21 protein-coding genes and 5 pseudogenes are annotated in these 25239 nt (G+C 68.4%); 11 read left to right on the top strand and 15 right to left on the bottom strand.

Translation table 11 applies throughout. From position 1 onward, the window contains the following. Positions 1–2 precede the first annotated feature (2 nt). The 3 genes from OG386_RS02730 to OG386_RS46835 all read right to left on the bottom strand — a co-directional run bounded on the left by OG386_RS02730 (position 3) and on the right by OG386_RS46835 (position 3220). Positions 3–1433: an FAD-dependent monooxygenase gene (locus OG386_RS02730; RefSeq protein ID WP_328786561.1), complete on the bottom strand. Its 1431-nt coding sequence runs from the start codon at positions 1431–1433 to the stop codon at positions 3–5. After that, complete coding sequence (locus OG386_RS02725) at positions 1430–2638, bottom strand: MAB_1171c family putative transporter (protein ID WP_328786560.1); 1209 nt, start codon at positions 2636–2638, stop codon at positions 1430–1432. Before OG386_RS02725 ends, OG386_RS02730 begins: the two co-directional genes overlap by 4 nt. Positions 2639–2767: 129 nt before the next feature. Continuing rightward, entirely contained in the window at positions 2768–3220 is a 453-nt protein-coding gene (locus OG386_RS46835) for a DUF6545 domain-containing protein (RefSeq protein ID WP_443053299.1), read from the bottom strand. A 65-nt stretch (positions 3221–3285) separates the two neighbouring features. Here OG386_RS46835 and OG386_RS46830 point away from each other — a divergent pair. After that, positions 3286–4364 (top strand): IS630 family transposase gene (locus OG386_RS46830; RefSeq protein ID WP_443053035.1). Its coding sequence is split into 2 segments (ribosomal slippage): positions 3286–3787 and positions 3787–4364, totalling 1080 coding nucleotides; the frame shifts between segments, so codons are not numbered across the junction. Here OG386_RS46830 and OG386_RS02710 read toward each other — a convergent pair. The 4 genes from OG386_RS02710 to OG386_RS02695 form a co-directional block, all read right to left on the bottom strand. Then, positions 4289–5101: a hypothetical protein gene (locus tag OG386_RS02710; protein ID WP_328786559.1), complete on the bottom strand. Its 813-nt coding sequence runs from the start codon at positions 5099–5101 to the stop codon at positions 4289–4291. The genes OG386_RS46830 and OG386_RS02710 overlap by 76 nt on opposite strands. After that, positions 5101–5682: a toxin-antitoxin system, toxin component gene (locus OG386_RS02705; protein ID WP_328786558.1), complete on the bottom strand. Its 582-nt coding sequence runs from the start codon at positions 5680–5682 to the stop codon at positions 5101–5103. Before OG386_RS02705 ends, OG386_RS02710 begins: the two co-directional genes overlap by 1 nt. 75 nt (positions 5683–5757) lie before the next feature. Beyond that, the gene (locus OG386_RS02700) at positions 5758–6390 is read right to left on the bottom strand and encodes a helix-turn-helix domain-containing protein (protein WP_328786557.1); all 633 of its coding nucleotides are present in this window, start codon (positions 6388–6390) and stop codon (positions 5758–5760) included. 649 nt (positions 6391–7039) lie between these two features. Continuing rightward, on the bottom strand, positions 7040–7465 hold the full coding sequence (locus OG386_RS02695) for a hypothetical protein (protein WP_328786556.1): 426 nt from the start codon (positions 7463–7465) through the stop codon (positions 7040–7042). Between the two features lie 108 nt (positions 7466–7573). Between OG386_RS02695 and OG386_RS02690 the strand changes: the two are divergent. Together OG386_RS02690 and OG386_RS02685 are read left to right on the top strand one after the other, a co-directional pair. Then, positions 7574–7731, top strand: a pseudogene (locus OG386_RS02690) (IS5/IS1182 family transposase); the annotation flags it as partial. A gap of 624 nt (positions 7732–8355) precedes the next feature. Then, complete coding sequence (locus OG386_RS02685) at positions 8356–9444, top strand: sugar ABC transporter substrate-binding protein (RefSeq protein WP_328793142.1); 1089 nt, start codon at positions 8356–8358, stop codon at positions 9442–9444. Positions 9445–9964: 520 nt separating this feature from the next. Here the strand turns inward: OG386_RS02685 and OG386_RS02680 are convergent. Together OG386_RS02680 and OG386_RS02675 are read right to left on the bottom strand one after the other, a co-directional pair. Then, on the bottom strand, positions 9965–10414 hold the full coding sequence (locus OG386_RS02680) for an Lrp/AsnC family transcriptional regulator (RefSeq protein ID WP_328786555.1): 450 nt from the start codon (positions 10412–10414) through the stop codon (positions 9965–9967). A 766-nt stretch (positions 10415–11180) separates the two neighbouring features. After that, the gene (locus tag OG386_RS02675) at positions 11181–11303 is read right to left on the bottom strand and encodes a hypothetical protein (protein ID WP_328786554.1); all 123 of its coding nucleotides are present in this window, start codon (positions 11301–11303) and stop codon (positions 11181–11183) included. A gap of 582 nt (positions 11304–11885) precedes the next feature. On the opposite strand from OG386_RS02675, the gene OG386_RS02670 reads away from it, so the two are divergent. Further along, complete coding sequence (locus OG386_RS02670; protein ID WP_328786553.1) at positions 11886–13340, top strand: MFS transporter; 1455 nt, start codon at positions 11886–11888, stop codon at positions 13338–13340. 92 nt (positions 13341–13432) lie between these two features. On the opposite strand, the gene OG386_RS02665 is transcribed toward OG386_RS02670, so the two are convergent. Then, a complete protein-coding gene (locus tag OG386_RS02665; protein WP_328786552.1) occupies positions 13433–14452 on the bottom strand; it encodes an Lrp/AsnC family transcriptional regulator in 1020 nt (339 codons plus the stop codon). 608 nt (positions 14453–15060) lie between these two features. Between OG386_RS02665 and OG386_RS02660 the strand changes: the two are divergent. Next, positions 15061–15776: pseudogene (locus tag OG386_RS02660) on the top strand (IS5 family transposase). A gap of 43 nt (positions 15777–15819) precedes the next feature. Here the strand turns inward: OG386_RS02660 and OG386_RS02655 are convergent. Then, on the bottom strand, positions 15820–16455 hold the full coding sequence (locus tag OG386_RS02655; protein ID WP_328786551.1) for a TIGR03086 family metal-binding protein: 636 nt from the start codon (positions 16453–16455) through the stop codon (positions 15820–15822). 97 nt (positions 16456–16552) lie between these two features. On the opposite strand from OG386_RS02655, the gene OG386_RS02650 reads away from it, so the two are divergent. Then, complete coding sequence (locus OG386_RS02650; protein ID WP_328786550.1) at positions 16553–17524, top strand: helix-turn-helix transcriptional regulator; 972 nt, start codon at positions 16553–16555, stop codon at positions 17522–17524. 650 nt (positions 17525–18174) lie between these two features. On the opposite strand, the gene OG386_RS02645 is transcribed toward OG386_RS02650, so the two are convergent. After that, positions 18175–18771: a TetR/AcrR family transcriptional regulator gene (locus tag OG386_RS02645; protein ID WP_328786549.1), complete on the bottom strand. Its 597-nt coding sequence runs from the start codon at positions 18769–18771 to the stop codon at positions 18175–18177. 169 nt (positions 18772–18940) lie between these two features. Between OG386_RS02645 and OG386_RS02640 the strand changes: the two genes are divergently transcribed. The 3 genes and pseudogenes from OG386_RS02640 to OG386_RS02630 all read left to right on the top strand — a co-directional run bounded on the left by OG386_RS02640 (position 18941) and on the right by OG386_RS02630 (position 21258). Next, positions 18941–19900, top strand: coding sequence for an alpha/beta hydrolase family protein (locus tag OG386_RS02640; RefSeq protein WP_328786548.1), 960 nt, complete (start codon positions 18941–18943; stop codon positions 19898–19900). A gap of 378 nt (positions 19901–20278) precedes the next feature. Then, a pseudogene (locus OG386_RS02635) lies at positions 20279–20791 on the top strand (transposase); the annotation flags it as partial. Positions 20792–20898: 107 nt separating this feature from the next. After that, positions 20899–21258, top strand: coding sequence for a hypothetical protein (locus tag OG386_RS02630; protein ID WP_328793578.1), 360 nt, complete (start codon positions 20899–20901; stop codon positions 21256–21258). Positions 21259–21382: 124 nt separating this feature from the next. Here the strand turns inward: OG386_RS02630 and OG386_RS02625 are convergent. Further along, a pseudogene (locus OG386_RS02625) lies at positions 21383–21812 on the bottom strand (RacP protein). A gap of 7 nt (positions 21813–21819) precedes the next feature. Continuing rightward, positions 21820–21912: pseudogene (locus OG386_RS02620) on the bottom strand (DUF6192 family protein); the annotation flags it as partial. Positions 21913–22253: 341 nt separating this feature from the next. Between OG386_RS02620 and OG386_RS02615 the strand changes: the two are divergent. Then, positions 22254–22949, top strand: coding sequence for a hypothetical protein (locus tag OG386_RS02615; RefSeq protein ID WP_328786546.1), 696 nt, complete (start codon positions 22254–22256; stop codon positions 22947–22949). Between the two features lie 534 nt (positions 22950–23483). Here the strand turns inward: OG386_RS02615 and OG386_RS02610 are convergent. Further along, positions 23484–24317, bottom strand: coding sequence for an enoyl-CoA hydratase/isomerase family protein (locus OG386_RS02610; protein WP_328793141.1), 834 nt, complete (start codon positions 24315–24317; stop codon positions 23484–23486). A 122-nt stretch (positions 24318–24439) separates the two neighbouring features. Here OG386_RS02610 and OG386_RS02605 point away from each other — a divergent pair, with 122 nt between their 5' ends. Further along, positions 24440–24829, top strand: a complete 390-nt coding sequence (locus OG386_RS02605; RefSeq protein ID WP_328786545.1) for a winged helix-turn-helix transcriptional regulator — start codon at positions 24440–24442, stop codon at positions 24827–24829. Positions 24830–25239: the final 410 nt, after the last annotated feature.

Below are 25239 nucleotides of genomic sequence, written 5' to 3'. Positions count from 1 at the left end.
AATCAGTGCTTGGCTGCTGGCCGTTCGGCAGGCGCCCGCTTCAGGATTTCCAGCTCGAAGGGCGTCAGCGGCGGCGCGTCGAGAACAGGCCGGCGCGGGCCCCGGGCGGCTGCCACCAGAACGCGCAACCCGAAGAGCACCCCAGCGCGCTTCTGCATCGTCATCACGTCCGTCAGGCTCTTGACCACGACGGCACTGTCAGTTGCCGTGTACGTGAGACGCCCAATGTATCGGGCCGCAATTCGGTCGACGATGCTCGGCTTTGCGCCTATGGAGCCGGGATAGAAGCGATCCTGACCGACTGCCAGCAACCATGCGTCTGCCGCCGGGCGGGCGATCCGGCGCTGGGCGTTCAGCCCAAACTTGGGAGAGAGAACGGACGTCGAATCAGCAACTGCCCGCAGGGCGAGAGCACCCAGGGCTGAGGCTGACATGCCGTGTCCGTAGACAGGGTTGAGGCTGGTTGCGGCATCACCAAGGACCACGAACCCGGCTGGCAGCCGTGCCCGATCGTAGAAACGACGCCGATTGGCAGTCCGGCCGTAGACGGCGACGCTGCTGATGGGCTCCGCCCGAGCGAGTACATCGGCCACTAGGGGGTGGCGTGCATTTCGTGCGAAGAGCTCGAACTGATCCTCTTGGGCTGTGGGCTCACCTCCACGGGTTCCGGACAGGCTCACGTGCCATCGGCCGCCGCCAACGGAAATGATCGAAGCTACTCGGCCGGGCGTGCCATCTCTCGGGTCGGCCTGGATGTGGATCACGGGCCAGTCCTTATCGGCTCCTGCTGGCGCTTTGTAGAGACGGCTCGCATAGCGGACCCCGGCATCGACCGTGATCTCGCGAATGCGAGGACCGCCTATCTCCTCAAGCCAGATCGGAGACTTCGACCCCCTCCCCGTCGCATCTACAACAAGGTCCGCCGAAATCGTCTCCGGCTCCTGATCCTCATTACGTACGCGCACCCCGCGGACCTTCGCTGCATTGCCCACCAGGCCGATGGCCTTGACCCCGGAACGTACGGACACTGTTGGCAGAGCAAGAACACGCCTGCGCACGACCAGGTCGAGCTCCTGACGCAAGGCGCCAATGAGATAGTGCGTGGGCTCCCAGCTCCGACGGAACCAGCCGGCCGGCGCGTAGCTGACCATCCCCGTGGGGACAGGAATGCGATGTGCTCCCGCGTCCAGACACTCCTGGATTACGCCCGGAAGCAGCTGATCCATTGCATCGGCCCCACCTGCCCACAGCATGTGGGCGTGGTCGCCGTGAGGAAGCCTCCGCCGCGCCTTCGGCTCGTCGGGCAGTACATCGTGGTCAAGGATCAATACCTCGTCCACATGGGAAGCCAGGGCGGCGGCTGCAAGCGTGCCGGACAGACCACCGCCGAGCACGACGGCACGAGTGGCACTTGACGAGAGGGGGTGAGTCATTGGGTACTGCTCTCTGCGACGGCGGCCTGGTGGCGAAATCGCTGGACGACGTCGGACGACAACGCAATGGACATTCGAACGAGACCAATGGGGGTATGAGCGGAGCCGAGCGTTTCATTGTGATCGTTTACGCGTTCCTCCGGGTCGGTCGCAGCCGCCTGGTGCTGCCTCCACGCGGACACGGCGTGCGCAAGCGCTGCTGCGTCTGCGGTGGCGGCCGCCTCGTCGTCGGAACGGGAGGACTTTGATGCGGCGTGCAGAGCCTGTGAACGGATACGTGCGTCGATGTGCGGACTCACGGTGAGGATGCCGTCGTGAATGTCGGCCTCGACCCGAACCAGTCGGATCTCTATGGGCGTTCGGACCGAGGATCCGATGCCCATGGAATGCTGGGATGCTTCGCGCAGCTCACGCCACAGTGGGCGCAACTGGTAGTAGCGGCGCCACGGGGTCCAGAAGTGCATGAAACGCTGGGACAACAGCGGCAGGATGAAGCCGGCCCCAATGAGAAGCGCCGAGAACGAGGCGAGCGAAGCGGCGTACGTAACGCTTAGAACGTCCCAGTTCCGACCCGTCCAGTGGGCGCCAATGGCCGCGAACTTCAATGCGTCGTATGCCAAGTTGAGCAGGTATCCGCCGACGATCAGCAACAGTCCGACCCGGAGCTCTCCATGCACCTCTCGTGCCCACCGCCAGCACAGGATCGTCATGGTGACGGCTGCGATGGTGTGCGCGGCGAGATAGAGCAAGATCATTTCGCGGATGAACGGAGTGGAGGCGTAGTACGTATCCAGGTCCCGCAATCTCTCAACGCTTGCATCGCCGAGGAGGAAGAGCACATTGATCGCAATGATGACCACGGCCGTGGCGATGTAACAGCGTTTGGACCACCGGTCAGCCCTCTGGGCATCCTCCGGTCCGCTGCTCCATCGGATGATGAGGCTGATGTTGGAGCCGGAGAACACCGTGAGGAGGGTGTAGACCAACGGTGCTGCCGCATTGGGGACGCCTGTCAGGCGGTTGAAGGCAGCGATGGACGGTACGGCGCAGCACCAGAAGACCGCGGTGGAGACCACGAGCAACACCCACACGGAACGAAGGAGTTCGTCGCGCGGGTTTCGGAGAAGGGCAGGCAGCTTTGCGCATGCCACCAGGAAGAGGAGAGCCCCTGGTATGTAGAAGTTGAGACCGCTAGGAGTGGTCACTGCTGCTCACCAGCCGAAGGACGGAGCAGGCCGGAGAGCAGCTGCTGAGACTGGCCAGTGATAGTCGCGACGCGGCGGCGCGTTCGGCCGTGAAAGGGCCGGAGGGTATTCATGTCGGCTTCTTCCTGATCACGCGGCCGTGGAGTGGCGGGCGAGGACGCTGTATTGATGTGCGACACGAGCCATGCCGTGCGAGCCGGCCCCGAGGATCGGGGCCAGGGCTTCGATGCCGGTGCCCAGCGTTGTGGTGGGGTGGCTGTGCTGCGCTTTCCGAGCTGACTCGATAGCGTGATGAATCATGGTAGCGGCGCCGAGGGCCCAAGCATGCTGCGTAGACATCCCGGTTCGAGAGGCCCGTTCGATCGTGTCCGTCATGATGGTCCGCGTGCAGTAGGGGGCCAACCCGTGGAGCCAGTCCTGCAGGTCGGTTTCCCTGTGGACAAGAGCCTCATCTGCAGCTCTCCACCATTGAGGGGTGCCCAGCACGCTCTCTGGTTGAGCCACTGCACGAAGGCGGCGCCACAGTGGGCCCAGCAAGCGGTAGGTTCGCCAGACAGACCAGAGAGCGCTTACTGACTTCAGCTCGTCGGGGTGAATCTGTGTGAAGTCGCTGACGGGTGTGGGCGGGTGGCTGTATCCGTGGGTGTGTGAGATATGCGGATGGGGGCGGGCTGACTTCGACGGGGCGCCGGCGTCGGGAGTCAGTACGGATGCAGGCGGCGGAACTGTTTGAACAGCAGATCAAGCCGTCGGAGGTTGCGGGGCGGCTGCGGGTGAGTGTGAAGTCGGCCTACCAGTGGCACCAGCTGTGGCGGGATGGTGGTGTCCAGGCCCTGGCCTCTCGTGGTCCGAGCGGGTCGCGTTGCCGTCTGTCTCCGCGGTCTCTGGAGAAGCTGGCCGCGTATCTGGAGGAAGGGCCGGCCGCGCACGGTTGGGTGGAGGACCAGGTGTGGACTGCCTCGAGGGTGGCCACGCTGATCGGCCGGAAGTTCCACATCACCTACAGCGTCTCGGGGGCCACGCGCTTGATGCACCGGCTGGGCTTCAGTCCGCAGGTCCCCGCCCGGCGGGTTGCCGAACGCGACGAGCAGGCCGTCGCCGTGTGGAAGGAGGCGACCTGGGCGGAGGTAAAAGGGCGAGGGCGGCCTGCGGGGGCTATGTCTGCTTCGAGGACGAGGCCGGCTTCACCCGCAGGCCGCCCCGGGGACGGACCTGGGGCCGGCGAGGGATCACCCCGGTCGTGACGGTCAGCGGACGACGCTCGGGCCGGCTCTCGGTGGCCGGCCTGATCGCGATGCGACCAGGCTCGAGGACCCGGCTGTGTCACCGCTTGCGGACCCACCCGGCAGCCAAGGGTGCACGTCGCAGCATGGGCGAGCAGGACTTCATCGCACTCCTCGACGGAGTCCACCAGCTGGTCAAGGCCCCGATCGTGCTGGTCTGGGACCGCCTCAACACCCACGTTTCCCGCAGGATGCAGGGCTTCGTCGCCGAGCGGGAGTGGCTGACCGTGTTCCTGCTGCCCGCCTACTCACCCGATCTCAACCCGGTCGAGTGGGTATGGGCACACGTCAAACGAAGCCTCGCCAACCTCGCCGTCATGGCCCTCGACCGCCTCGAAGCCCTTGTCCGCAACCGCCTCAAACGCCTTCAATACCGGCCCCACACCCTCGACGGCTTCATAGCCGGCACCGGCCTCACCCTCGACAACCCGGCCTCACCCTGATGAGCCGAGGTCAGTATCCGCTCCCCCTGGGGTAGCAGAAAGCCGATGGCAGTCAAGAGGGCACCTGCGCCCGCCACGCCCGGCGCGAGGTCGGTACTCCAGCCGTCGAGATTGCCCCCAGCCCACCGGGTACCCACGGCAGTGCCTTTCAAGACAGCGAAAAGAGCGTCGAGCGCGAAGGCTCCTACCAGCGTGCGAAGGCCGGCGCGCAGCCACCCGTCGACATCCTTGCTCCATCTCAGGCAAGTCACCGCCATGACGGCAGCCGCCACGAAGTGCCACGCGAGGTACACGGTGATCATCTCGCGGATGTACGGCGTGGATGCGTAGTACGTATCCAGATCCTGCAACCGCTCGACAGGCGCATCGCCAAGAGCGAAGCATGCGCCGATCGCGGTCACCACGGCCGCACAGACCCACGACCACCACCGGACCTGGCGCTGTGCCGCAGCACCGGGGCCCTCCCTCCAGTAGGCCAGCAGCACGAGGCACCAGGTACTGAAGCCGGACAAGGTGGCATAGACCAGCGGAGCTGAGAGGTTGGGCACTCCAGCAGCCTTGTTGACCACAAGGATGGTCGGTGGCGCGGCAAGAGCGAACCCAGCCCCTCCAAGGAACAGCAAACCTGACACGGCCCGGACCATGGGATCGCGCCACCGGCGGACCAGAACAGGGCCCTTGAGCAAGAACGCGCCTATGAGGATCGCTGCCGGTATGTAGTAGTCAGACCCCTCCATCAACCCTCCGACGCACCGAGGGACGACTGTATGCGTCTGGCAGTCCCCTTGAGGACGCGGGCGCTCGGGTCGTGCTCAACGTAGCGGCGAAGCGAACTACCGAGCCGACGACCAAAATCCTCCGCCTCTGCCTCGTCACCAGGCACAGAGTGAGTCCGAGCGGCAACGCTGAGGACGGCCTGGCTAAGGTCAGCAGAGCTGAGCTCGTCGCGCAGCAGTCGGGTGGTCACCTGTACACCCAGCACATGACTGCCGCAGTGCCCCCGCATCATGTGCCATATTTCGTGCCCCAGGATGACCAGAGAGTGCAGCGGGCTCGTGTTCCTGACGACGACGATGACGTCATCCGTCTCACGATCCAGCCACAGGCCCGACACGGTGCCGAACTCGCGCGGTAAGTCCCTACGTACGATCCGCACCGGTCGTCCCCGCCGTACCGTGAGGTGCGCGGCGATCCGATCGAACAACTGATCCGTGTTCGAAGGTGCCGGATCGCCCAGGCCGTTGGCCAACTCCGCGCACAGCGCGGCCATTTCGTCTTGCAGACGCTGCTGTTCGCGCCGGCTCCTAACGTTCCCCACCCGTGCCTCCTTGCCTCCGCGCAGTTCGGCGCGATGTCAGACGTACTGGCGATGTGATGGTGGCAACCGCCACCATCACGCCTCTTCGTCAACGATGGAGGCGAGCAGCTCCTCTAGGACCTCGCGCTTCACTTGCGACGAAGAACCGCGAAAGGAGACGGACTTCACCCGGTTCCGCTCGCCCTGCTGGAGCAGCGCTTCCTGCCGGTCCCGCTCCGCCTTCAATCTCTCATTGGCGTGCTGAAGCGCGGCCACCTGTGCGTCCTGCAACTCGGCCAGCTTCTCGCCGAGGGCGCGGTCGAGCGCTTGGGAAGGGGTCGCCGTCAGGAATCCCCGGGGCACCCCGAAGAAGTCTTCGATCCTGGCCGCATGCTCGAGGCTGGGCTTCTTTCCGCCGTTCAGGAGCTGGCCGCTCCACTGAGACGTCAGTCCGGCCCCGGCCCCGATCTCCTTCTGAGAGTAGGGCTTGCCGTCCGGACGGGGCCGGTGACTTCGAAGGAACGCGAGGCGCTGATGGACCTGCTTGTGCAGGTCCATCGGCGGCATCTCTCGACCGTGCAGCCCCATCGTGACCACCGATAGCGGAAGCCCGGTGCTCAATGCCAGGGGTCCTGGGTCGAGGACTACGGCCCAGTCGAGGTCGGCCTTCACGATGAGGTCTTGAAGGCGCGCCAGACTCTTCAGATGAGGGCTGGCCTCGTCGGTCACGAACGCTCCCGGCAGTCGGATTTCGGTCTGGTAGGTCTGATTGCGATTGCTGGAGGCTGGTGCCTAGCGTGCATGGATACTGAACCAGATCAACGATCGTTTCCACAACCGCTGCGATCGTTGGAGCCCTGCTGCTCCAGCCGACCGGTGGAACCGCGGCGTGCAAGATGTGACGTACCGACAGCATCCTTTTCTGGGCCTGCTCTGGGGCCTGTTCTGGGGCCTGCTTCCCCGGTTCGGCGTGCTCGCTCGTTCGGGGGCGAACGATCGCACCCCGTCCAGCCAGTGAAACGATCGTTGGGACACTGCGAATCGATCGTTGCATCCATACGTTCGTGATGAAGCCGCAGCACAGCCGCGTTCGTGGCTGGAGCGTGGTCGAGATCCGAGGCGGGCTCACTGCGTTGCGTCCGCGGCGCCAGCGGCAGTCGCTGGCGGAGGCCGATGGCTATGTAGGAGAGCTGTCTCGCCGCCCGGGTGGGGAGGGATAGCTGAAGAGGTCGGCAGTAGGGGCATGGGCATGTCGCACAACAGGGTGGTCCTCGTCAGATCTTTCCTGGTGCCGCAGGCGTCGGCACACAGGGGGGATACGTGAGCACAGCGTCGGCGTACGTAGAAGCAGCCCGGGGGCGTCCGGAAGGTCACCTTCCTATGCAGCCCCAACCGCCCCGCTCCCCGGCCCCGTGAAGGTGCAGTAGCCGAACTCGGTGATGACGACCGGTTTGCCGTGACGCTGCAGGGCGCGCAGCGCGCGGGTGCAACTGGTCATGTTGTCGCCGTTGCGGTACAGGTTGGCGCCGACGACGCTGAAGCCGTGCCGGTCGATCTGCTCCCAGCCGCCGGAGCCGTAGGTGACCGGCCCGTGGAACAGCGGCCGGACCGTCCCGACCGCCCGGCCCGAGAAGGCGTTCAGCAGCTCCTGGTAGCCGGCCGACTCCGGGCACCCCAGCGCCTGACCGCGCTCCGCGTAGTCCCTTCCCGGCACCAGGCCGGACACGAAGATGGTCAGCTCCGTGCCGATCGAGTGGCCCACGCAGGGAAACCGGGTGCGCAGCGACTCTGCGGCGCGCGCCACCGAGCCACCGAGCCGAGGAAGGCGAGTGTCCGCGAGGATGTCATGGCTGCGGCGTCGTCCGCGTTGGATGTCCGGGCACGTGCGGTGGCGGTGGCGCTGCCCAGGATCGGCCGTCCCAGGGGCACGCCGGATGGGGTCCGGCCGACAGGGCGTACTCGTCCCGGGCGATCCTGCACCACCTGCGTCGGTGCAGGATCCGTGCGGTGATCCCGCAGCCTGCAGCCCAGGCCGTCGACCGCAAGCGGCTCGGTCTGCCCGGCGGCCGTGCGCGGCCGGGCCACCCGCTACGGCGTGACCGTCGCCCTCTCCCGCGCCGGACTCCACCTTGCCGTCTCTTCATCAGGTCGGCGAGGTGGTCCGAAAGGCGCCGCCCAGTGCTGTGACCGACGAGGTTCACCGGGCCGCGATGCCCGGCCCGGCACCTCGCCGCGTTGTCGGACCACGCACGTACGTCCGGTGCGGGCCGCGGTCCGCCGCCTTCCGATGCACCGCACCGGACGCCACAACCCGGCACACCTTTCCGGTCACGACAGGGCCTAGCGCTACCCCTGGGCCGAGCTGGTCGTCCAGGAGGTGGTCTCGGCCGTCGCCGACGTTGCCTACCAGCTGTCCGCCCGCCGCTCGCTACGCCAGCGCGCTCTGGGCCGCTCACCAAGATCACGAACTCCTCCACCAGCAGGTTCTCCTCGCCCACCACGGCTTCGGCGACTGGACGCTCTCCGCGAAGCCGCGTCGCGTCTGACCCACATCGATGAAGGCCTCGGCGGCCTGCGTGGACGCCGCGCCGTCTACGCCCCCGCAGGGGGTACCCTCCGGCGCAGCGGAAAAGGCAGGGTATTCCGCGCCACCTCGGCCGTACGATTTCGGCCATGTCAGGGAGGTTCCACCGCATGAACCCGTATCTGCGCACCCCCACTGCTTTGACCGCGCTGGCGCTCACCGCCACCCTCGCCGCCTGCGGCACCACCGAGGAGGGCAAGTCGAGCGGTAGCAACAGCGTCAGGATCGGCCTGCTGCTCCCCGAGAACGAGACCGCGCGGTACGAAAAGTTCGACAAGCCGCTGATGGAGAAGAAGGTCGCCCTGCTGACCCTCGGCAAGGGCAAGGTGGTCTACGCCAACGCGACGGGGGACGCGGCCAAGCAGAACGCCCAGGCCGACGCGATGATCGAGAGCAAAGTCGATGTCCTGGTCGTCGACGCGGTGGACTCCAAGGCGATCGCGGGCGCAGTGACGAAGGCCAAGGCGGCGGGCATCCCGGTCGTCGCCTACGACCGCCTGGCCGAGGGCCCGGTCGACGCGTACGTCTCCTTCGACAACGAGGACATCGGCCGCCTCCAGGGCAAGACCCTGCTGGATTCCCTGGGCGACCGAGCCAGGAACGGGAAGATAGTCATGATGCACGGCGCCCTCACCGACCCCAACGCCGCCCGCTACAAGGCCGGCGCCCGCACCGTCCTCGACGGCAAGGTGAACATCGGCAAGGAGTACGACACCGCCGAATGGAAGCGGGAGAACGCGAGCGCCAACATGACGGCGGCGATGTCCGCACTCGGCAAGGACAAGATCGTTGGCGTCTACTCCGCCAACGACGGCATGGCCGGCGGCATCATCTCCGCCCTCAAGGCCGCCGGAGTCTCGCCCCTGCCACCGGTCACCGGTCAGGACACCGAACTCCCCGCCGTGCAGCGAATAGTGGCGGGCGAGCAGTTCATGAGCGTGTACAAGCCATACTCCCGCGAGGCCGAGTCCGCAGCCGAACTCGCCGTCCTCCTCGCCCAGGGCGAGAAGATCGACGGGATCATCAACCAGGTGGTCAGCAGCCCCACCACCAAGCGAGTCCCCGCCGTCCTCATCCTCGGCGTGTCCGTGACCCGCGACAACATCAGGAGCACCCTGGTCGTCGACAACGTCTACACCGTCGAGGAGATCTGCACCGAGGCCCTCAAGGCCGCGTGCGAGGGGATCGGCCTGGAATAGGGAATATCGGCCTGGAATAGGGAATAGGGAGGGCGGCAGGCGGGCGCGTCTCCGGAGAAGGCCGCCGATCCCGCGGGCCGGCCGGCGGACATGCTGGTCATTCTCGGCGAGGACGACCGCCGCCACGACGTCCTGGACGTGCTGCCCGCAGAGGGTGGCGGGGGCGCGTGCGGACCACGCGGCGGACCGGGGCGGGATCTTCCGGCGCCCGCTCGGGTTCAAGCGGTCGCGCGTGGCGTGGGAGATGTGCCGCGGTTCGGGGGAGGGGCCGGCTGCGACGGCGGGCTCCTCCCTGGAGCAGGGGTGCAGGCTCAGGAGGCCCCTGGCTACTGCTGCCGGTCGCCGGAGCCGTGACCGCCCACGCGTGGACGGGGTCCGCGGCGTGCCAGGTGGCGTGCAGCCACGCGACGTACGCCGAGGTGATGGAGCATCGCCGGCCTCGTAGGAGATGCCGCGCAGGACGGCGACCGGGGCCCCGCGCACCATCAGCGCCCGGGCATTGCCAGCGCCTCGGCGCCTTCTAAACCGTGGCGGTATGACGACGGCCCGGACGCGACCGTTCCCACCGCCTTGAGGGGCCGCAGGACAGGGCCGTCTCCAGGGTGCGGATTGCCGTCACCGAGGCCAGGCCGTGGGTGAGGTAGCGGTACAAAGCCGCGGTGTCCTTGCACAGGACGTGAGCCACGAGGTTGGTGGGGCCGGTCGTACGGGCCACGAAGGCGGGTTCGTCATGGCGGGTCGATGTCGTGGCCGCCTCTTCGAGATGCGCCGGAGCGACCGCCATCCGCAGCAGGACCTTGGCGCTGCCCTCCAGAAAGGCGGGGTCGAGCTCCACGTCGAAGAAGATTGCTCCCCATTCGCGGAGGCCGTCCAGCCGGAGCGACACCGTCGCCGGCGACCAGCCCGTGGTGGACGCGAGGTCACCGACGTTGGTGTGGCCGTCTCGTCCGGTGACGGGGAGTCGACGCATCCCATGGGCCTCGTGCCTCTCAGTAGGCGTGGCTGTCGCGGGGCGAGGGCGAGGGGTAGGGCGTTGGCGCTCATGCTCCACGGAGTGCGCCAACCGATGTAGGCGTGCAGCAGCTGATGCACGGAGACGGCAGTGAGCCCGACGCCGGGTGGGAGCTCGACGGAGGCCTGCGACGCATCGGGTCGGGCGAGCTGATGGACCGCGGGCCGGAGGACGGCGCTGCCGTCGCCGCCCAGCCATGCCTTGGCGAGCGGGCTGCACGGGGTAAACCGCCCCGGGATCCTCGTGCGGCAGACCGGGCACCGGGGAGAGACGTTCGGCCAGCGCCTCGCAGAGCGGGGCCGGGTCGCCCTCCACGAACAGGGCGGTGGTGCTGACGCAACCGGTGCCGCCATGCCCGCTTGCGCAGTCGACGATGGTGTCGAGGTGGTTCCGCCAGTCCACCTCCGCGGTCAGCAGGATCTTCGAGCGGCTCGGGCCCTGGGGGAGGATCGAGGCGTCCGTGACGTACCTGCGTACCACGTCCTCGCCTCCGTAGACCATGCCCAGATCGGCGCCGCGCAGCACGGCCTCCGCGGCGGCGCGGTCGGCAGCAGCACCACGTGGTCGTAGCTGAAACCGGCGTCGCGCAGTGCCGTGATCAGTCGGTGCGGGGTGAAGGGCTCGGGCCGGGCCCACACCGCACGGCCCGTGCGGGCCAGCGGGTCGTCCCGCCGCGTCACCGATTCGGCCGGCCTGGCGTGCTCCACGCTGTAGTGGACCTTCCTCAGCCGGTCACCCGGTACTCGTACTCCTCGACCGACTGGCCGTCCAGGCGGGCGGTTGAGAAGAGCTCGGCGGCACGGCCGATCATGCCCGATCCGGTCATCCAGTGCGGGACCGGAGGCACGGTGCAGGGGCTTCATCGTGCGCTCGGCGAACAGCGGGGGCGCCAGGCTCAGTTCGGTGACCTCCCCGCCCGCGACGTCGTACACGGTCATGCGGTTGCGGGCCCTGTACGCGCCCTGCGCTCCCAGGGCGTCGAGCTGCAGGAGATCGGTGCGGGCTCCGCCATCAGTAGACCCCTCGATCACGGCCTCGTCCTCGAAGGTCTCGACCGGGGCGACGTCCGCCACCGCGTCGTCGATGTGACCGGCGAGGGCTCGATCCGGATCGCGGCGTCCCGCTCCAGGTCGTTGGGCAGGAAGCGTCGAACTGGAGCACTTCTCCATCCCAGGCGGCTGCCTGAAGGAAGCGCACACCGTACGTCGGTCTCATCACCGACAGTGCGGCATCGACGAGCGCGGGCAAGCACCGTGATCGGCGCGTTGGATTTCACCACCACGCATTCCTTCGATGGAAGGAATCCTCCATCTCCACGCTCTGACTGGAGTCGCCGGATCCGCGCCTCCACTGTGGCTCGTGGTCGAACTCGAAGCCCTGTCCCCGCGGGAGTCGGGTCGATGTACCGGCGATGATGGAGAGGACTCCGATGACTGCCGAGCGTGTGCTCGCACCGACTCCCACGGCGGCGTACCGATGGCGATGGCTGGCGCTCACCGCCTTGTTGCTCGGTGAGGCCATGAACCTGCTGGACGCGACCATCGTTCAGGTTGCTGCGCCCGCGATTCACACTGACCTGGGAGGGTCGGTGTCCGATGTCCAGTGGTTCACGACGGCCTACACCCTCCCGTTCGCGGTCCTGCTGATCACCGGTGGCCGGCTGGGTGACATCGCCGGCCGGCGGCGCATGTTCGTCGTCGGAATCACCGGATTCATGCTGGCCTCCGCCGCATGCGCCCTGGCACCGACGGTGGGCCTGCTGATCGCCTTCCGCGTGGTGCAGGGCGCCGCGGCGGCCGTGATCATTCCTCAGACCATCGGCCTGATCAAGACCATGTTCTCCGGCGGCGAGATGGCCAAGGCCCTGGGCAGCATCGGCCCCGCGATGGGCTTGGCCGCCGTCTGCGGCCCGGTGCTCGGCGGCGTTCTGACCCATGCCGACCTGTTCGGCTCGTCGTGGCGCGCGGTCTTCTTGGTCAACGTCCCCCTCTCCGTGGTCGTCCTGGCCATCGCCCCCAAGATGCTGGAGGACCGTGCGCCGAACCGCCCCACCCTCGACCTGACCGGCACGTTCCTGGCCGTGCTCGGTATCGGGCTCGTCGTCTACCCGCTCATCGCCGGCGATATCGCCCCGCTCTCAGGATGGGTTTGGACGGCCATCGTGGTCGGTCTGGTCGTGATGGTCGTGTTCGCGCTGCACCAGCGTCGGGTGGCCGCGAGTGGCCGTAGCCCGCTGGTGGAGCCTAGCCTGTTCACGCGCCGCAGCTTCCCGGCCGCCCTGGTGACCTCGACCGCCTTCTTCGCGGTGACGAACGGTCTGATGATGGTCATCGTGCTGCAGCTTCAGCTGGGGCTCGGCATCGACGTGCTCGACGCGGGTCTCACGCTCGCGCCGTGGTCGCTCGGTCTGGCCGTCGCCTCGTGGGTGGCCGGCGCCCGTATGATCCCGCGCCTCGGCCACCGCACGATGTACCTCGGTCTCGCCGTGTTCCTGGCCGGGGCGCTGGCCGCCATCGCGGTGTACCACTCGGCCGACCCCGCGGCGTACCCTTCGCTGCTGCTGGTCGCGCTGGGCGTCATCGGCGCCGGCGCCGGCCTCTTCAGCCCCGCCTTCTTCAGCATCTCCCTGCACCCGTTGAAGCCTCAGGAGATCGGGACGGCCGCCGGGCTGCTGAACGCGGTGCAGCAGTTGGGCGCCACGCTGGGTGTCGCCGTCCTGGGCAGCATCTACCTCAGCAGCGCGGCGTCCGGTGGCCCCTCGGCCTCGCTGCACGCGATCGAGGTCGCGTTCGGGGTTGCCGTGGCGCTGGTGGTGGTCGGCTTCGTCAGCAGCCGGCTGATGGTCGAGAAGGAAGCTCCGGACAGCACCGGGGCGCAGCGCTGACCGGGCCACCGGCCCGAGCGGTCCATGCGGCGGCCTCACGGCCGCCGCATCGGCATGTCCGGCCGCGTCGGCCCGTAACGGGACGACGGACGTCATGACCGCGCGCGCGGGGTCGGGGCGGACCGCCGGCTGCGGGCGAGGTCCGTCATCATCGGGCTCGCCGCCTTGACGTTCTGCAGTACAGGGCTGGTCTCGAGGGTGTGGATCGCGTCGAGGGAGCCGAGCCGATGGGCGAGGTAGCGGTGCAGGTCGGCCGGGTCCTTGCACAGCGCCTGGGCTACCAGGTTGGTGGGGCCTGTGGTCGCAGCGACGAAGGCGAGTTCGTCGTGGCCCGCCAGGGTCGTCGCCACGTTCTCCTGTTCTGCGGGGCGCACCGACATCCAGAGCAGTGCCCGGGTGTTGGCGCCGAGCGGCCCGGTGTCGACCTCCACGTCGAAGAAGACGGCTCCGCCCGCCTGGAGGTCGGCCAGGCGGCGCGCAACGGTGACGGGGGACCAGCCGGTCGCCTGGGCGAGTTCCGCGTGACTGGCGCGCCCGTCCTTCTGCAGGGCGACCAGCAGGTCCGCGTCCGAGTCGCTCAGCTGACGGGGCACAGCTACGTACGCCGTGCCGGTGGCATCGTGCGAGCGGACGATGCGCTGCTGTTCCTCGGTCAGGGTGTCGGCACTCCGGCGCCAGGTGGTGGGGCCCCCGAGGTACATGTGCAGCAGACAGTGGGCTGACACGGCGGTGATGTAGTTCGTGCGCGGGATGTCGCGCAGCAGCAGGGAGTTGCCGCCGGCGGCGTCGGTGGGCGTGTGGATGACCGCCACGATCTCGGTGCCGCCGGAGGCGAGTTTGACCCACGACGTGTCCGGCCGCCGGGCCAGGGCGTGGGCGAGGTCCTGTGCGGAGCTCGCTGCGGCGGTGAGTCTGACGAGCCACTGGGTCTGGCCGGCTCGGTGGGGATCGGCGAGCCCGACGACCCGTAACGACGCCTCGTCACGCAGTCGTCGATAGCGGCGGGCGATGGTCTGGGGGGAGACGTCGAGGGCGGTGGCGATCCTGCTGAACGGTGCGCGGCCGTCTATGTGCAGCGCGTGGATCAGGGCACGGTCCAGGGTGTCGAGCATGCACTCATCCTTCAGTAGGGGCCCGCTCCGTGGAATGGCTTTCAAGTCCCGTCCACCAGGGAAACAGTCCAGCCTTTATGGCGGGCGTCTTCAGGCGTCGACGCACGCCGGCGCGAGTTCGTCCTTGCGTGCAGATCTCAACTCGACTTGGGGATTGGTGGCTGAATCTAAGACGTCCTCGATAGGGGGCGGGCAGGCCGAACTGTTCGTCGTATGGTTGCGGCAATGGGAAAGTGACCGTCCGGATGCGCTGTTCCGGGATCCGCTTGCCGCAGCAGATGTCCGAGGAACGCACCATGTTGCAGATCGTTACCCGGATGTCCCACCGTCCCCCGGCCCGGGGGATGATGCACTCCTGATGCCCGGCCTGGGTAGGTACGAGGAAGGGGCCCATCTTCACGGACGGGCCCCTTCTGTGACTCCGAGGTGTCAGACCTTCGCCTGCGCCTTGGTCTCTTCGGATGGGAGCTTGTCGCCGTACCCCGCCTCGGGCAGGGCAGTCACCAAACATCCCCACGTCTCGTGACGAAGGCCTGCGCGAGTTCGGCGTAGGTTTGCTGCCACACCCTTATGCCGTTTCCTTCAGATCATCGGATGGTTGGTCTGGTGTGTCGTCGACTGACGTCCAGTGGGCCCGCATCGAGCCGTTGCTGCCGGATCCGACGCCGAAGCGGGGTGGACGGTGGAGTGATCACCGACAGGTGATCGACGCGATCGCGTTCAAGTACCGCACCGGGACTCCGTGGATGGACCTGCCCGAGCACTTCGGGTCGTGGAAGGGCGCCCACAACCGACTGCGGAGGTGGGGCGCGGACGGCACTTGGGAGAGGTCTTCACCGCTCTGCTCGCGCAGGCCGACGCCGCAGGCGACCTGGACCGGGGCGTCGCGGTCGATTCCACGATCGTGCGAGCCCATCAGCACGCGGCCGGGGCCCGCCAGAAGGGGCCCCGGCCGGCGAGCCTGCCGACCATGCCCGTAGACGTTCCCGCGGCGGACTGACCACCAAGATCCGCCTCGCCGCCGACAGTTGCTGTAGACGGCTTGCGTTCGTCATCACGCCCGGCCAGGCCGGGTGACGCACCCCCATTCGGGCAGGTCGTGACCCGCTTTCGGGTGCCCCGACGGATCGGCCGGCCCAGAATCACGCGTGGTGGCTGCCCGCCTGCCTTCGACCTCGAGGCCTACAAGCAGCGGAACACCATCGAGCGGTGCATCAACAAGCTCAAGCAACGGCGCGGCCTGGCCACTCGCTACGACAAGACCGCCACCATCCACCTGGCCGGACTCCACCTCGCCGCCGTCTTCATCTGGTCGACGAGGTGATCCGAAGGAACTGCCTAGGAGGCTGTGCCCCGCGCCGGGGCTCTCAGGGCCGGCGTCCGGCCCAGGCCACGAGCCGGTCGATGGCCGGGGCCTCGGGGTCCAAGGCCACCACTTCTCCGAAGGGGATCCGCCCGCCGCGGGTTTCGGCCGGCAGCGCGCGACGTACGACGCCGATCACACGCTCGATGAGAGCCGGGTCCCAGTCCGGGTCCTGTCCGGTAGCCCTGGCCAGGTCCCACGTGTGCACCGTGAGTTCGTGGGTGTAGACGGCCGCGGCGGCCGCGCCCGGCAGGACGCCCATCGGCAGGCGCAGCTGCCGGCCGAGGATGCCCGGATCCGCCCACACCTCCGCGACCTCGCGGGCGCCCGGCACCCAGGCCGCCGCCCATGCGCCGTCGGCGATCTCGTCGGCGAAGGACGGGACGCTGAACGGGTCCTCGCCGCGCCCGATCACAGAGATCCGGCGGACGACGGCGACGAGGTGGCTCGACAGTCGCCGTACATCGAACTCCTCGCAGGGGGTCGGGGCGTCAAACTGCTCGGGCCGGACGGCGGCCAGCGTACGTCCGGCCAGCTCGACGGCCGCGGCGAGGTCGGTCCGCGGATCGAAGGAGAGCGGGTCGGCGACGGTGCCGGTGGAGTCGGACGGGATCTCGATGAGCTGCTCGGTCTTGTTCATGGGTTCATCCTGTAAGCAAAAGTGGCCACCTTCTGGCCTGTTTTCCGAAGAGAATGAAAGGAGACGACGCGGCACCCACGAAGGAGGAAAAGGGCACATGAGAGCCGACCGGCTGGTGGCGACCCTGCTCTTCCTCCAAGAACGCGGCCGCGTCACCGTCCCCGAAGTGGCCGCCGAACTGGAGGTGTCCGAGCGCACCTCGCGCCGAGACCTGGAGGCCTTGGCCGCAGCCGGCATCCCCGTCTACTCGCAGCGCGGCCGCGGCGGCGGCTGGTCCCTCGTCGGCGGGGCCCGTACCAACCTCACCGGACTGACCGCCGACGAAACCCGGGCGCTCTTCCTCGTGACCGGTCCCCTGTCTGCCACCCCCGAACTGCGCACCGCGCTGCGCAAGCTGGTCCGGGCCTTGCCGCCGACCATGCGCGCGCAAGCCCAAGCCGCGACCCGCGCGGGGGTCGTAGACGCCACGGACTGGTCCCGCAACGCCGTCACCGCCGATGCCACCCACCGCTCCGCGCTCCAGAGCGCCGTCGTGGACGGGATCCGTGTCCGCCTCGGGTACGCGGGCATCGGCAAACCAATCGGTGAACGCACCGTCGACCCCCTCGGGCTCGTGGCCAAGGCAGGGGTGGACTACCTGGTCGCCGGTACGGACAAGGGCCTGCGTACCTTCCGGCTCAGCCGGGTCACCTCCGTCGAGCCGACCGGCGAACCGGTGACCCGGCCCCGCGACTTCGACCTCGCCACGGCTTGGCGGACGCTGTCCGGCGCCTTCCAGGACGGCATGTACGCGGTGACCGCCCGGGCCCGCGTCCACCCCGACGCGCTGGCCCTGCTGCAACGGTTCCTCGGCGGCCGCGTGCGCGTCGGCGGTCCGCTGCCCGACGGCTGGACCGAGGTGTGGGTCGATGGCCCGGCCGCCAAGGCCCTGGCAGGACATCTGGCCGGGCTGGGAGCACGGGTCGAGGTACTGGAGCCGCCGGAGGTACGACAGTGGCTGGCCCGGATCGCCGCCGAACTCACCGGGATGTACGCGGGGGAGGAACCGCAGGCACCCCACGGCCAGTAGTCGAGGGCGAACCGGTCTCGGGGTGTGATCTTGTCCCTTGCCGGGCTGCAGGCGCCGGCCGTGCCCGATGTGTCCGGTCGCGGGTCGCGGGTCACGGGTCACGGAACCCGGACTCAGGGCCCGGCCGGGGGTGGCCGTATCAACTGGACGGGGGGTGTGACCGCGATGCGGGCAGCGCTGTACCGGCGCGGGCGTGCTGGCGGGAATGGTGCTGGCCGCGTGCGGCTGGCGGGTTGACAGGTCCGGGCACGAGACCGTCGGCCTGTTCCTGAGTCTGCTGCTGGCCGGGATGGTGGTGCTGGACGGCCAGGGCGAGGCAGCTCGTCGGGTTGCAGCAGGCCGGTGTCGACCTGAGGGTGTTCCTGTCGTAGGTGGGCCGGATGACCCGCCGGGGTCCATCAGGCCTTCACTGCGAACGCGGCGCGGATCAAGGCGGAGGGCAACCGACCGGTGGGCCGGCCTCCTGGAGACGGCGATGCCGGAGGGCCTGGTGCGCGATGAGTCCTGACGATGCCGTGTTCGACGTTCATGAGAAGTGGCAGCACCGGCTCAGGACGCTGTTGCTTGCCGGTGTCTCCGGCTATTGGCCGATGGTCGTTCCGATCGTGTGGAAGTCGGGGAGAGCCTGGTCGCGATGTTGCTCGTCGGCATCAGGACTTCTGTGGTTGCTGGAGTCCCTGGAGGAGGAGGGCGATCAGGCGTCGGGGGTCGTAGCGGGGGTCGTTGTCGCGTCCGATGCAGAGGTTGCCGATGCCGCGCATCAGCTCGTACGGCTGTGTGCCGGGCCTGATTTCGTCGGCCTCGACCGCGGCGTCGAGCAGTTGCGCGCAGACCGGCAGTAGGCGGTCGAGGAAGTAGGCGTGCAGCGCGGCAAAGCGGTCGTTGTCTGACTGCAGGGCGTCGGCGAGGCCGTGTTTGGTGACGAGGAAGTCGACGAAGAGGTCGATCCATTGGCGCAGTGCGTCGAGCGGGGAGGCGGCAATGGCCAGCAGGTTCGGGCCGGCTTCGGCGCATGCCTCGATCTGGTGCTGGTACACGGCGGTGACGAGGTCCGCCCGGGTCGGGAAGTGACGGTAGATCGTGGCCATCCCGACGCCCGCCCGGGCCGCGATCTGGCGGATCGGTGCGTCGACGCCGGAGGTGACGAACACCTCGGCTGCGGCCGTGAGCACCGTCTCCCGGTTGCGCTGAGCGTCGGCCCGCTTGCTTCGGGACGGCGAATCCCCTGCAGGACCCTCGGTGGCCATCACATTCTCCTTCGACACCGATTGACAAAACGGAGCGGCGCTCCGGATACTAAATGGAGCAGCGTTCCGTTTCAGTCTAGCCGAAACGGGCCGCGCCTGACCGCCATGTCCGCCCGCCGGCTGCAAGAGGCCGGCGGGCGACAGGCGCCACCGAAAGGGAATACGCACCGTGAGCACAGCCACCACCGCCGACGCCTTGGGCACGGCCGTCCCGGTCCTGTCCTTCAGCCCCGTGGTCCTGTCCGTGCCCGGACGTCCCGTGGACCTCCACGTGCGCGTCTCGGCTCCCGCGACCGGAACCAGCCTCCCCGTCATCCTCTTCTCCCACGGCCACGGCCCATCGAACAACCTCTCCTCACTCAACGGCTACGCGCCGCTCGCCGACTTCTGGGCGGCACACGGATTCGTCGTCGTCCAACCCACCCACCTCACCTCCCGCACACTGACCCACCTGGTCGCCGACGCCCCCGGCGCACCCGACTTCTGGCGCTCCCGCGCCGAGGACATGACCCACATCCTCGACCGGCTCGACGTCATCGAGAACGCCGTGCCGCAGCTCGCCGGACGGATCGACCACACCAAGATCGCCCTCGCGGGACACTCGCTCGGAGGCTTCACCGCCGCCCTCCTGCTGGGCGCGGGGCTCACCGACCCCGAAACCGGGGACGTGGTGCACCTCGTCGAGCCCCGGATCAAGGCGGGCGTACTGCTCGCCGCGCCCGGCAGGGGTGGCGACGTCCTCAACGGGCCCATGGCCGAGCAGTGGCCGATCATCGGGGCCGTCGACTTCTCCACCATGACCGCACCCGCGCTGGTCGTCGCCGGCGACAAGGACGACCCCCGGCACTTCACGGACATGGGGCCGGACTGGCACGCCGACCCCTACACCCTCGCCCCCGGCCCCAAGGCCCTGCTCACTCTGTTCGGCGCGGAGCACGGGCTCGGCGGGATCGCCGGATACGACGCCGCCGAGACCACCGACGAGAACCCCGAGCGGGTCGCCACCCTTGCCCAGCTCGCCGCGGCCTACCTCCACGCCCAGCTCCACCCCGGCGCCGCTACCTGGCAGATCGCCTGCGAGGCACTGACGGCCGGACTCGACCCGATAGGACAAGTCGAATCCAAGTAGCCCCCACAGCCACGTCCCGCCTCGGACGGCCCGGCCGTCGTCGCTGGGCTCGCCGCCGAGCGATCGCCGTCCCCGCGCGGCGACGAACGCGCTGAAACCCAGGGCCCGGAGAGACGCAAGAAGCCTGGAGGCGCGGCAAGGACCCTCTGCCGCGCCTCGGAAGGGGCGCATCCGGAGCCGTGGACGAAGTGCTGCTCCGACTGGAAGGGCTCCTGTTCCTATCGGACCCTGAGGCGGCGATGGTATCGGCGGAGGACGACGGCGAGGCGATCCGGATCGGCGTCACGCGTAAGTCGACCGGCGCTGAGTGTCCGGGCGGCGGAGGGCGGCCGAGCCGCATTGACGGGTCCTATATGCGTCCCCGCTGACCTTCCCGGCGTGGGAAGACGTGTGGTGCTGCGCCTGCAAGTCCGCCGGTTCAGCTGCACGGACACCTCCTGCGGACGGCGTACCGTCGTTGAACAGATCCCCGGACTGACCCGCCGTCATGCTCAGCGAACCGAGCGACTGCGATCGGCCTTGGCCGAGGTGGGTCTCGCTTTGGCCGGCCGAGCCGGCGCCCGTCTTGCGGGCGTGTTCGGCATCTCCGTAAGCCGCAGCACGGTACTTCGGCTGGTCGACGCAATGCCTGACCCTCAACCGTCGTCACCGAGGGTGGTAGGCGTTGACGAGTGCACGATGTGCAAGGGCCGTGTCTACGGGACTGTGCTGGTCGACATCGAAACCCGCAAGCCCGTGGATCTGCTTCCCTCTCGTGAGGCGGCCACCGTCGCCGCCTGGCTTGCCGAGCATCCCGGGGGTGAGGTGGTCTGCCGCGACCGTGCCCCCTTCTTCGCCGAAGGCGCAGGCACCGGAGCACCCACCGCGGTGCAGGTCGCAGACCGCTTCCAGCTCTGGCGTGACCTCGGTGAGGCCGCCGAACGGTGTATGTCGCGGCATAGGTCTTGTCTGCGAGTGCCATTCGCGTGCCTGGCTCCGGGAGCCTCACTGCGCCACAGATGGCCGACGTCGGCGCGTCGCCCTGGCCGACTGGTCACCGGTTCGCCGACCGAACCCGCGAGAAGCACGCCATCGTCCACGAAGTGCTCAGCCAAGGCCACAGCCGTCGGGCGGTCGCCCGCGAACTCCAGATGACCTCCCGAACCGTGCAGCGCCTGGACGACGCAGCAATACCGGAAGACCTCTTTCAAGGACAGTGGCAGAACCGCAGGACGAAACTCGACGACTTCAAGGCGTACTTGCACGAGCGGTGGGCCGAGGGCTGCACGAATGCATGGACCCTCTGGAAGGAGATCCAGGGCCACGGATGCGTCGGTGGATACGGGGGCCGTCCGGGCTTGTCTTCGTCCCTTCCGTGATGCAGCGCCGGAGGGTCGGCCACCATCGCCCAGGACAGTTGCCGGGTGGATCCTGACCCGTCCCTCCTGCCGCGGGCCCGCCGGACCGGCCGAAGGCCGGGCGACGCCCCCTCCCTCGCCGGGATCATGCGTCGATGTGGTCGGCGATCACATCGAGGGGGGATTCGGCGGAGTTGAGCTGGGTGTTCAGGTGTCGGATCCACCGGCTATTGGGTTGTAGGGCTGGGTGCGGGGCGGCGACGCCGGTGATGAAACCGGCGGATCTCGGTGGGCTCCTCGCGGATGACCGCGACCTCGTAGGCCTGGTGCTCGGTGGGGTCGGAGCAGAACCTGTAGCCGTCCGCCTTCGTCCAGATCAGGGGCGGCCATTCCCGTTCGGCGATGGTGCCGCACCGGCAGGCCAGGCCCGCACGGGCTTGATGGGGTGAGAGTTCGCTGGACCGGACCAGCTGCTTGAAGGCCAGGCCGGCGGGCCGTGCCTCGAAGTGCGCGAACCGGACGGTGTCGGCATGCCGCTGGGCCGCGGGGGACCGGTGCTGTGACCCGCGCGGCATCCCACTGCTCGCCCTGCAGCAGGCGGGCCGGTTCGCCGTCGACGTCGACCTTCCCGGTGTCCACGGCTGTCTCGATCCAGTCGAGCGTCGCCCGCACGCGTCGCGCAGTTCTCCCGGAGCACTTCCTGGGCGAGTTGAGAATTCGGAATGAAGAGCGGTAATGGCGCGCCGGTTCGATGAAGGGCACCCTTTGTAGGGTGCGGAAGATCTTCAACGGATATGAGGGGAGGGCAAATGCGTGCAATGGGGATGTGGATCGGTGGGGCTACCGCGTTGGCGTTGATGTTGATGTTGATGTCGCCCGTGGGAGTTGCCTTAGCAGTGCACACCGCGGATCCGCCGGCTCCTTCACCGCCCGTGGGAGCGCAGTTGTCGGCCCGCCCCGGTGAGAGGCTCACGTTCACGGTGGGCTCGTACCTGCCGGGGATGAACGGAAACTGGGTGAGTTCTGAGATCTTCATTGAGCACGGGACGCTGAGGATGAACGATCCGGTCATCAGTGCCGTGGCCACCGTGGCATGTGACACCCAGCCAGGGGTCTACTCGGTCGAGCGGACGGGACCGGGCGGGCCCGCCAAGGGTGCCAAGGGCGATATTTGGGTGACCGTAAAGGTCGCGGACATCGGCGAGAGCGAACGCACGGCGTGCCCCGGGAAGGTGGCGGCCCTTCCCCCGGAGCAGTCGGAGGAACGTTGGCCCGCGGGTGACTCCTGGCCGCAGTCGCCTTGGGACGTACGGACTTTCCGGCCGGGCGAGAAGGTGACGCCCACGGGCTCGGACGCGGACCTGGGGTACGGCGACACCCTCACCTCGGCGGGCTTCACCGAGGAGGCCGTCATGAGCGGGGCCAAGGCCGTCCTGAGGGCGACGGCGGTGGTCCGCTGTGACGCCCAGCCCGGCCTGTTCGAGGTCCGCTGGGCGGGTAGGGACGAGGTCTGGGCCCGCTACCGCGTAGCGCCGATCGACGAGGTGGCCCGCCAGGCGTGTCGGGACCAGGAAGCCAAGCCGGCGGGCGGTCAGCCCGCGGGAAGGGCGGCCTGGCCCGTCGGTACCGCCGCTGCTCTGGCCGCCGCTCTGTCCGTCGCAGGTGTGGGCGCCTATGTCCTGTTCCGGCGCCGCCGCGGCACCTCCCATTGATACTCAGAGCGGGCCCCGTACGGGCACCGCCTGCCCGGGAGAGGACTCTCCCGGGCGCAGGACGCTGCTTGCCCATTCGGGCTCGACGGGACGGCGCGGTGACGAGCCCCGTCTGCATGCGTTCGGCGATGCACCAGCCGGTCACGCGGCGCGAGCAGATGCCGATGCCCAGTCGAGGCGTGGGTCAAGAAGCGGTCTGGGGTGTTCCGGGTGCGAAGTGCATCGCGTGGGCCACGGGCGAAGGCGACTTCGGTCCCGCAGGCCGGCACCGCGTCACTGGCCGGCTTCACCGGCCGCCGCTCGACCACGCTGGTCGCGCGTTCGGGCGGGACCTCGCAGAGCTCACGGAAGGAACACGGCACCTTGGTCCGGTGACGGTAGCCCGGTTGAAACGCCGAGACGCTGGGCCGCGCGGGGCATCGTTGATGGCGCCGAGTTCCTCGACGACCGGCAGCGTGGTGAGTGCCCTTCGCGACCTGGCCGTGCGCCGCGATCCGGCGTGACCATCGCGGCGGTGGGGCCCCGGTCCGGGTTCTATCCGGCCAGCCCCCGGAGCAGGTCCTCGAGATCACGCTCGCCGTCGTGGGTCTGGGCGCCGTGGGCCAGTCCGCCGCGGATCAGACGCTCGGCCGCCGGGCGAACGATCTGGCCCGCCCAGGCGTCGTGCTCCCGCAGGAGACCCTCGGCCAGGTCCTCCGGGGCGATCGCGCGTTTGGCCGCCGCGATCACACCCTCGGGCAGGGCTGCGATGTTGCGGGCGAGGCGGTCGACGATGTCGTCGAGTTCGTCAGCCGGGACGGCCCGGTTCACCCAGCCGTAGCGCTCTGCGGTTTCGGCGTCGTACAGGTCGGCACCCAGCACCGCCTCCAGTGCGCGATTGCGGCCGATCCGGTTGGCGAGGTACTGAGTGCCACCTCCACCGGGGACGATGCCCATGAGGGCTTCGACCTGTCCGATCCCGGCGCGATCGATCGCCGCGAACGCCATGTCCGCTGCCGTGACGAACTCCGCCCCTCCTCCGCGCGCCACCCCGGCAAGCTTGACGATGGTCACCTGGGGCTGGTGCCGAAGTAGCTCTCCCAGGGCCTGGAAGACGTTGACGCCGTCCGGAAGGTCGGCCGCGAGTTTGTCGAAGGCGTCTGGCGCGTCGACGAGCGACATGTCGACGTGGGCTATGAAGAATTCCGGGTTGGCGCTGTCGAACACGATCACGCGAACCGAGTCGTCGTCCTTCAGCGCGGTCAGCAAGTGCCGGAGGTCGGCCATCAGGGCGACGTCCAGGACGTTGACGGGCGGGTTGTCGAGCGTGACGCGGGCGGTGCCGTCCTCGCAACTCACCTGCAAGGTCGTGTAGACGTCGTAGTTCATGGCGATCTCCCATCGGTACCTGGTACGCATCTAAGTTCCTGATGCATACCTAGCGTGCGATCATGGGCGACGGCCGTCAATAACGCACTTCCGGCATCGCAAGGATCGCGAAGGATACCGAGATGACCACCTCTGAAACCGGCGTCGGCGCTGGCATCGACACCGTCTACCGGTCCGACTGCCCCAGCCGCCCGATCCTCGACCAGATCGCTGACAAGTGGTCGATGATGGTGATGGCTGTCCTCGACAAGCCCACTCGGTTCAACGAAATCAAGCGCCGCCTCGAAGGCGTGACCCAACGGGTCTTGACCCAGACCCTGCGCCGCCTGGAGCGCAACGGGATGATCGTGCGCCGCGTGCTGCCAACCTCGCCGGTCGGGGTCGAGTACTCCCTCACCCCTCTCGGTGAATCCCTGCGGGAGCCGTTCGGCCAGTTGTACGACTGGACGGTCGCCAACGCGGACGAGATCCGGGCGCACCAAATGGCCTACGACCAACGCGGTCACAACTGAGGAGGTGTGTCTGAGAACGCCGTCGTCCTGAGCTGACTTGCTCCGGGCACCGCTTCCGGCTCCGAGTCCGGCCTCGGATAGACCCCAGCAGCCCTCATGGTGTTCGTTGCCGAGCAGTGGGCACCTCGGCCCGGACGGTACGAGGCAGAGCTGACCCTTCGGCGGTCGGGGACCGCGGCGCGCCAAGTTCCAAAGTGCTGGTCGAGGTCCCGGAAAGGCCACGATCTGCTTCGAGGTCGTGCGCCACCCCTTCGGACGCGGAGACCTCCGGCGGCTACCGGCTGTAGGACTTGCTCTGGGTCAGATCAGTAGCGACGACGAGCAGCTCATTGTCACGACGGCCAGGGCCCGCCCCGAAGCGCTGGGCGGCCGTTCACTCGGTGGAGCATCCGCAAGCTCGTCGCCCGCGC

The sequence above is a fragment of the Streptomyces sp. NBC_00273 genome (assembly GCF_036178145.1).
GTDB lineage: Bacteria > Actinomycetota > Actinomycetes > Streptomycetales > Streptomycetaceae > Streptomyces.
The sequence above is the reverse complement of the archived record's forward strand: the minus strand, read 5'-3'. Positions and strand labels throughout refer to the sequence as shown.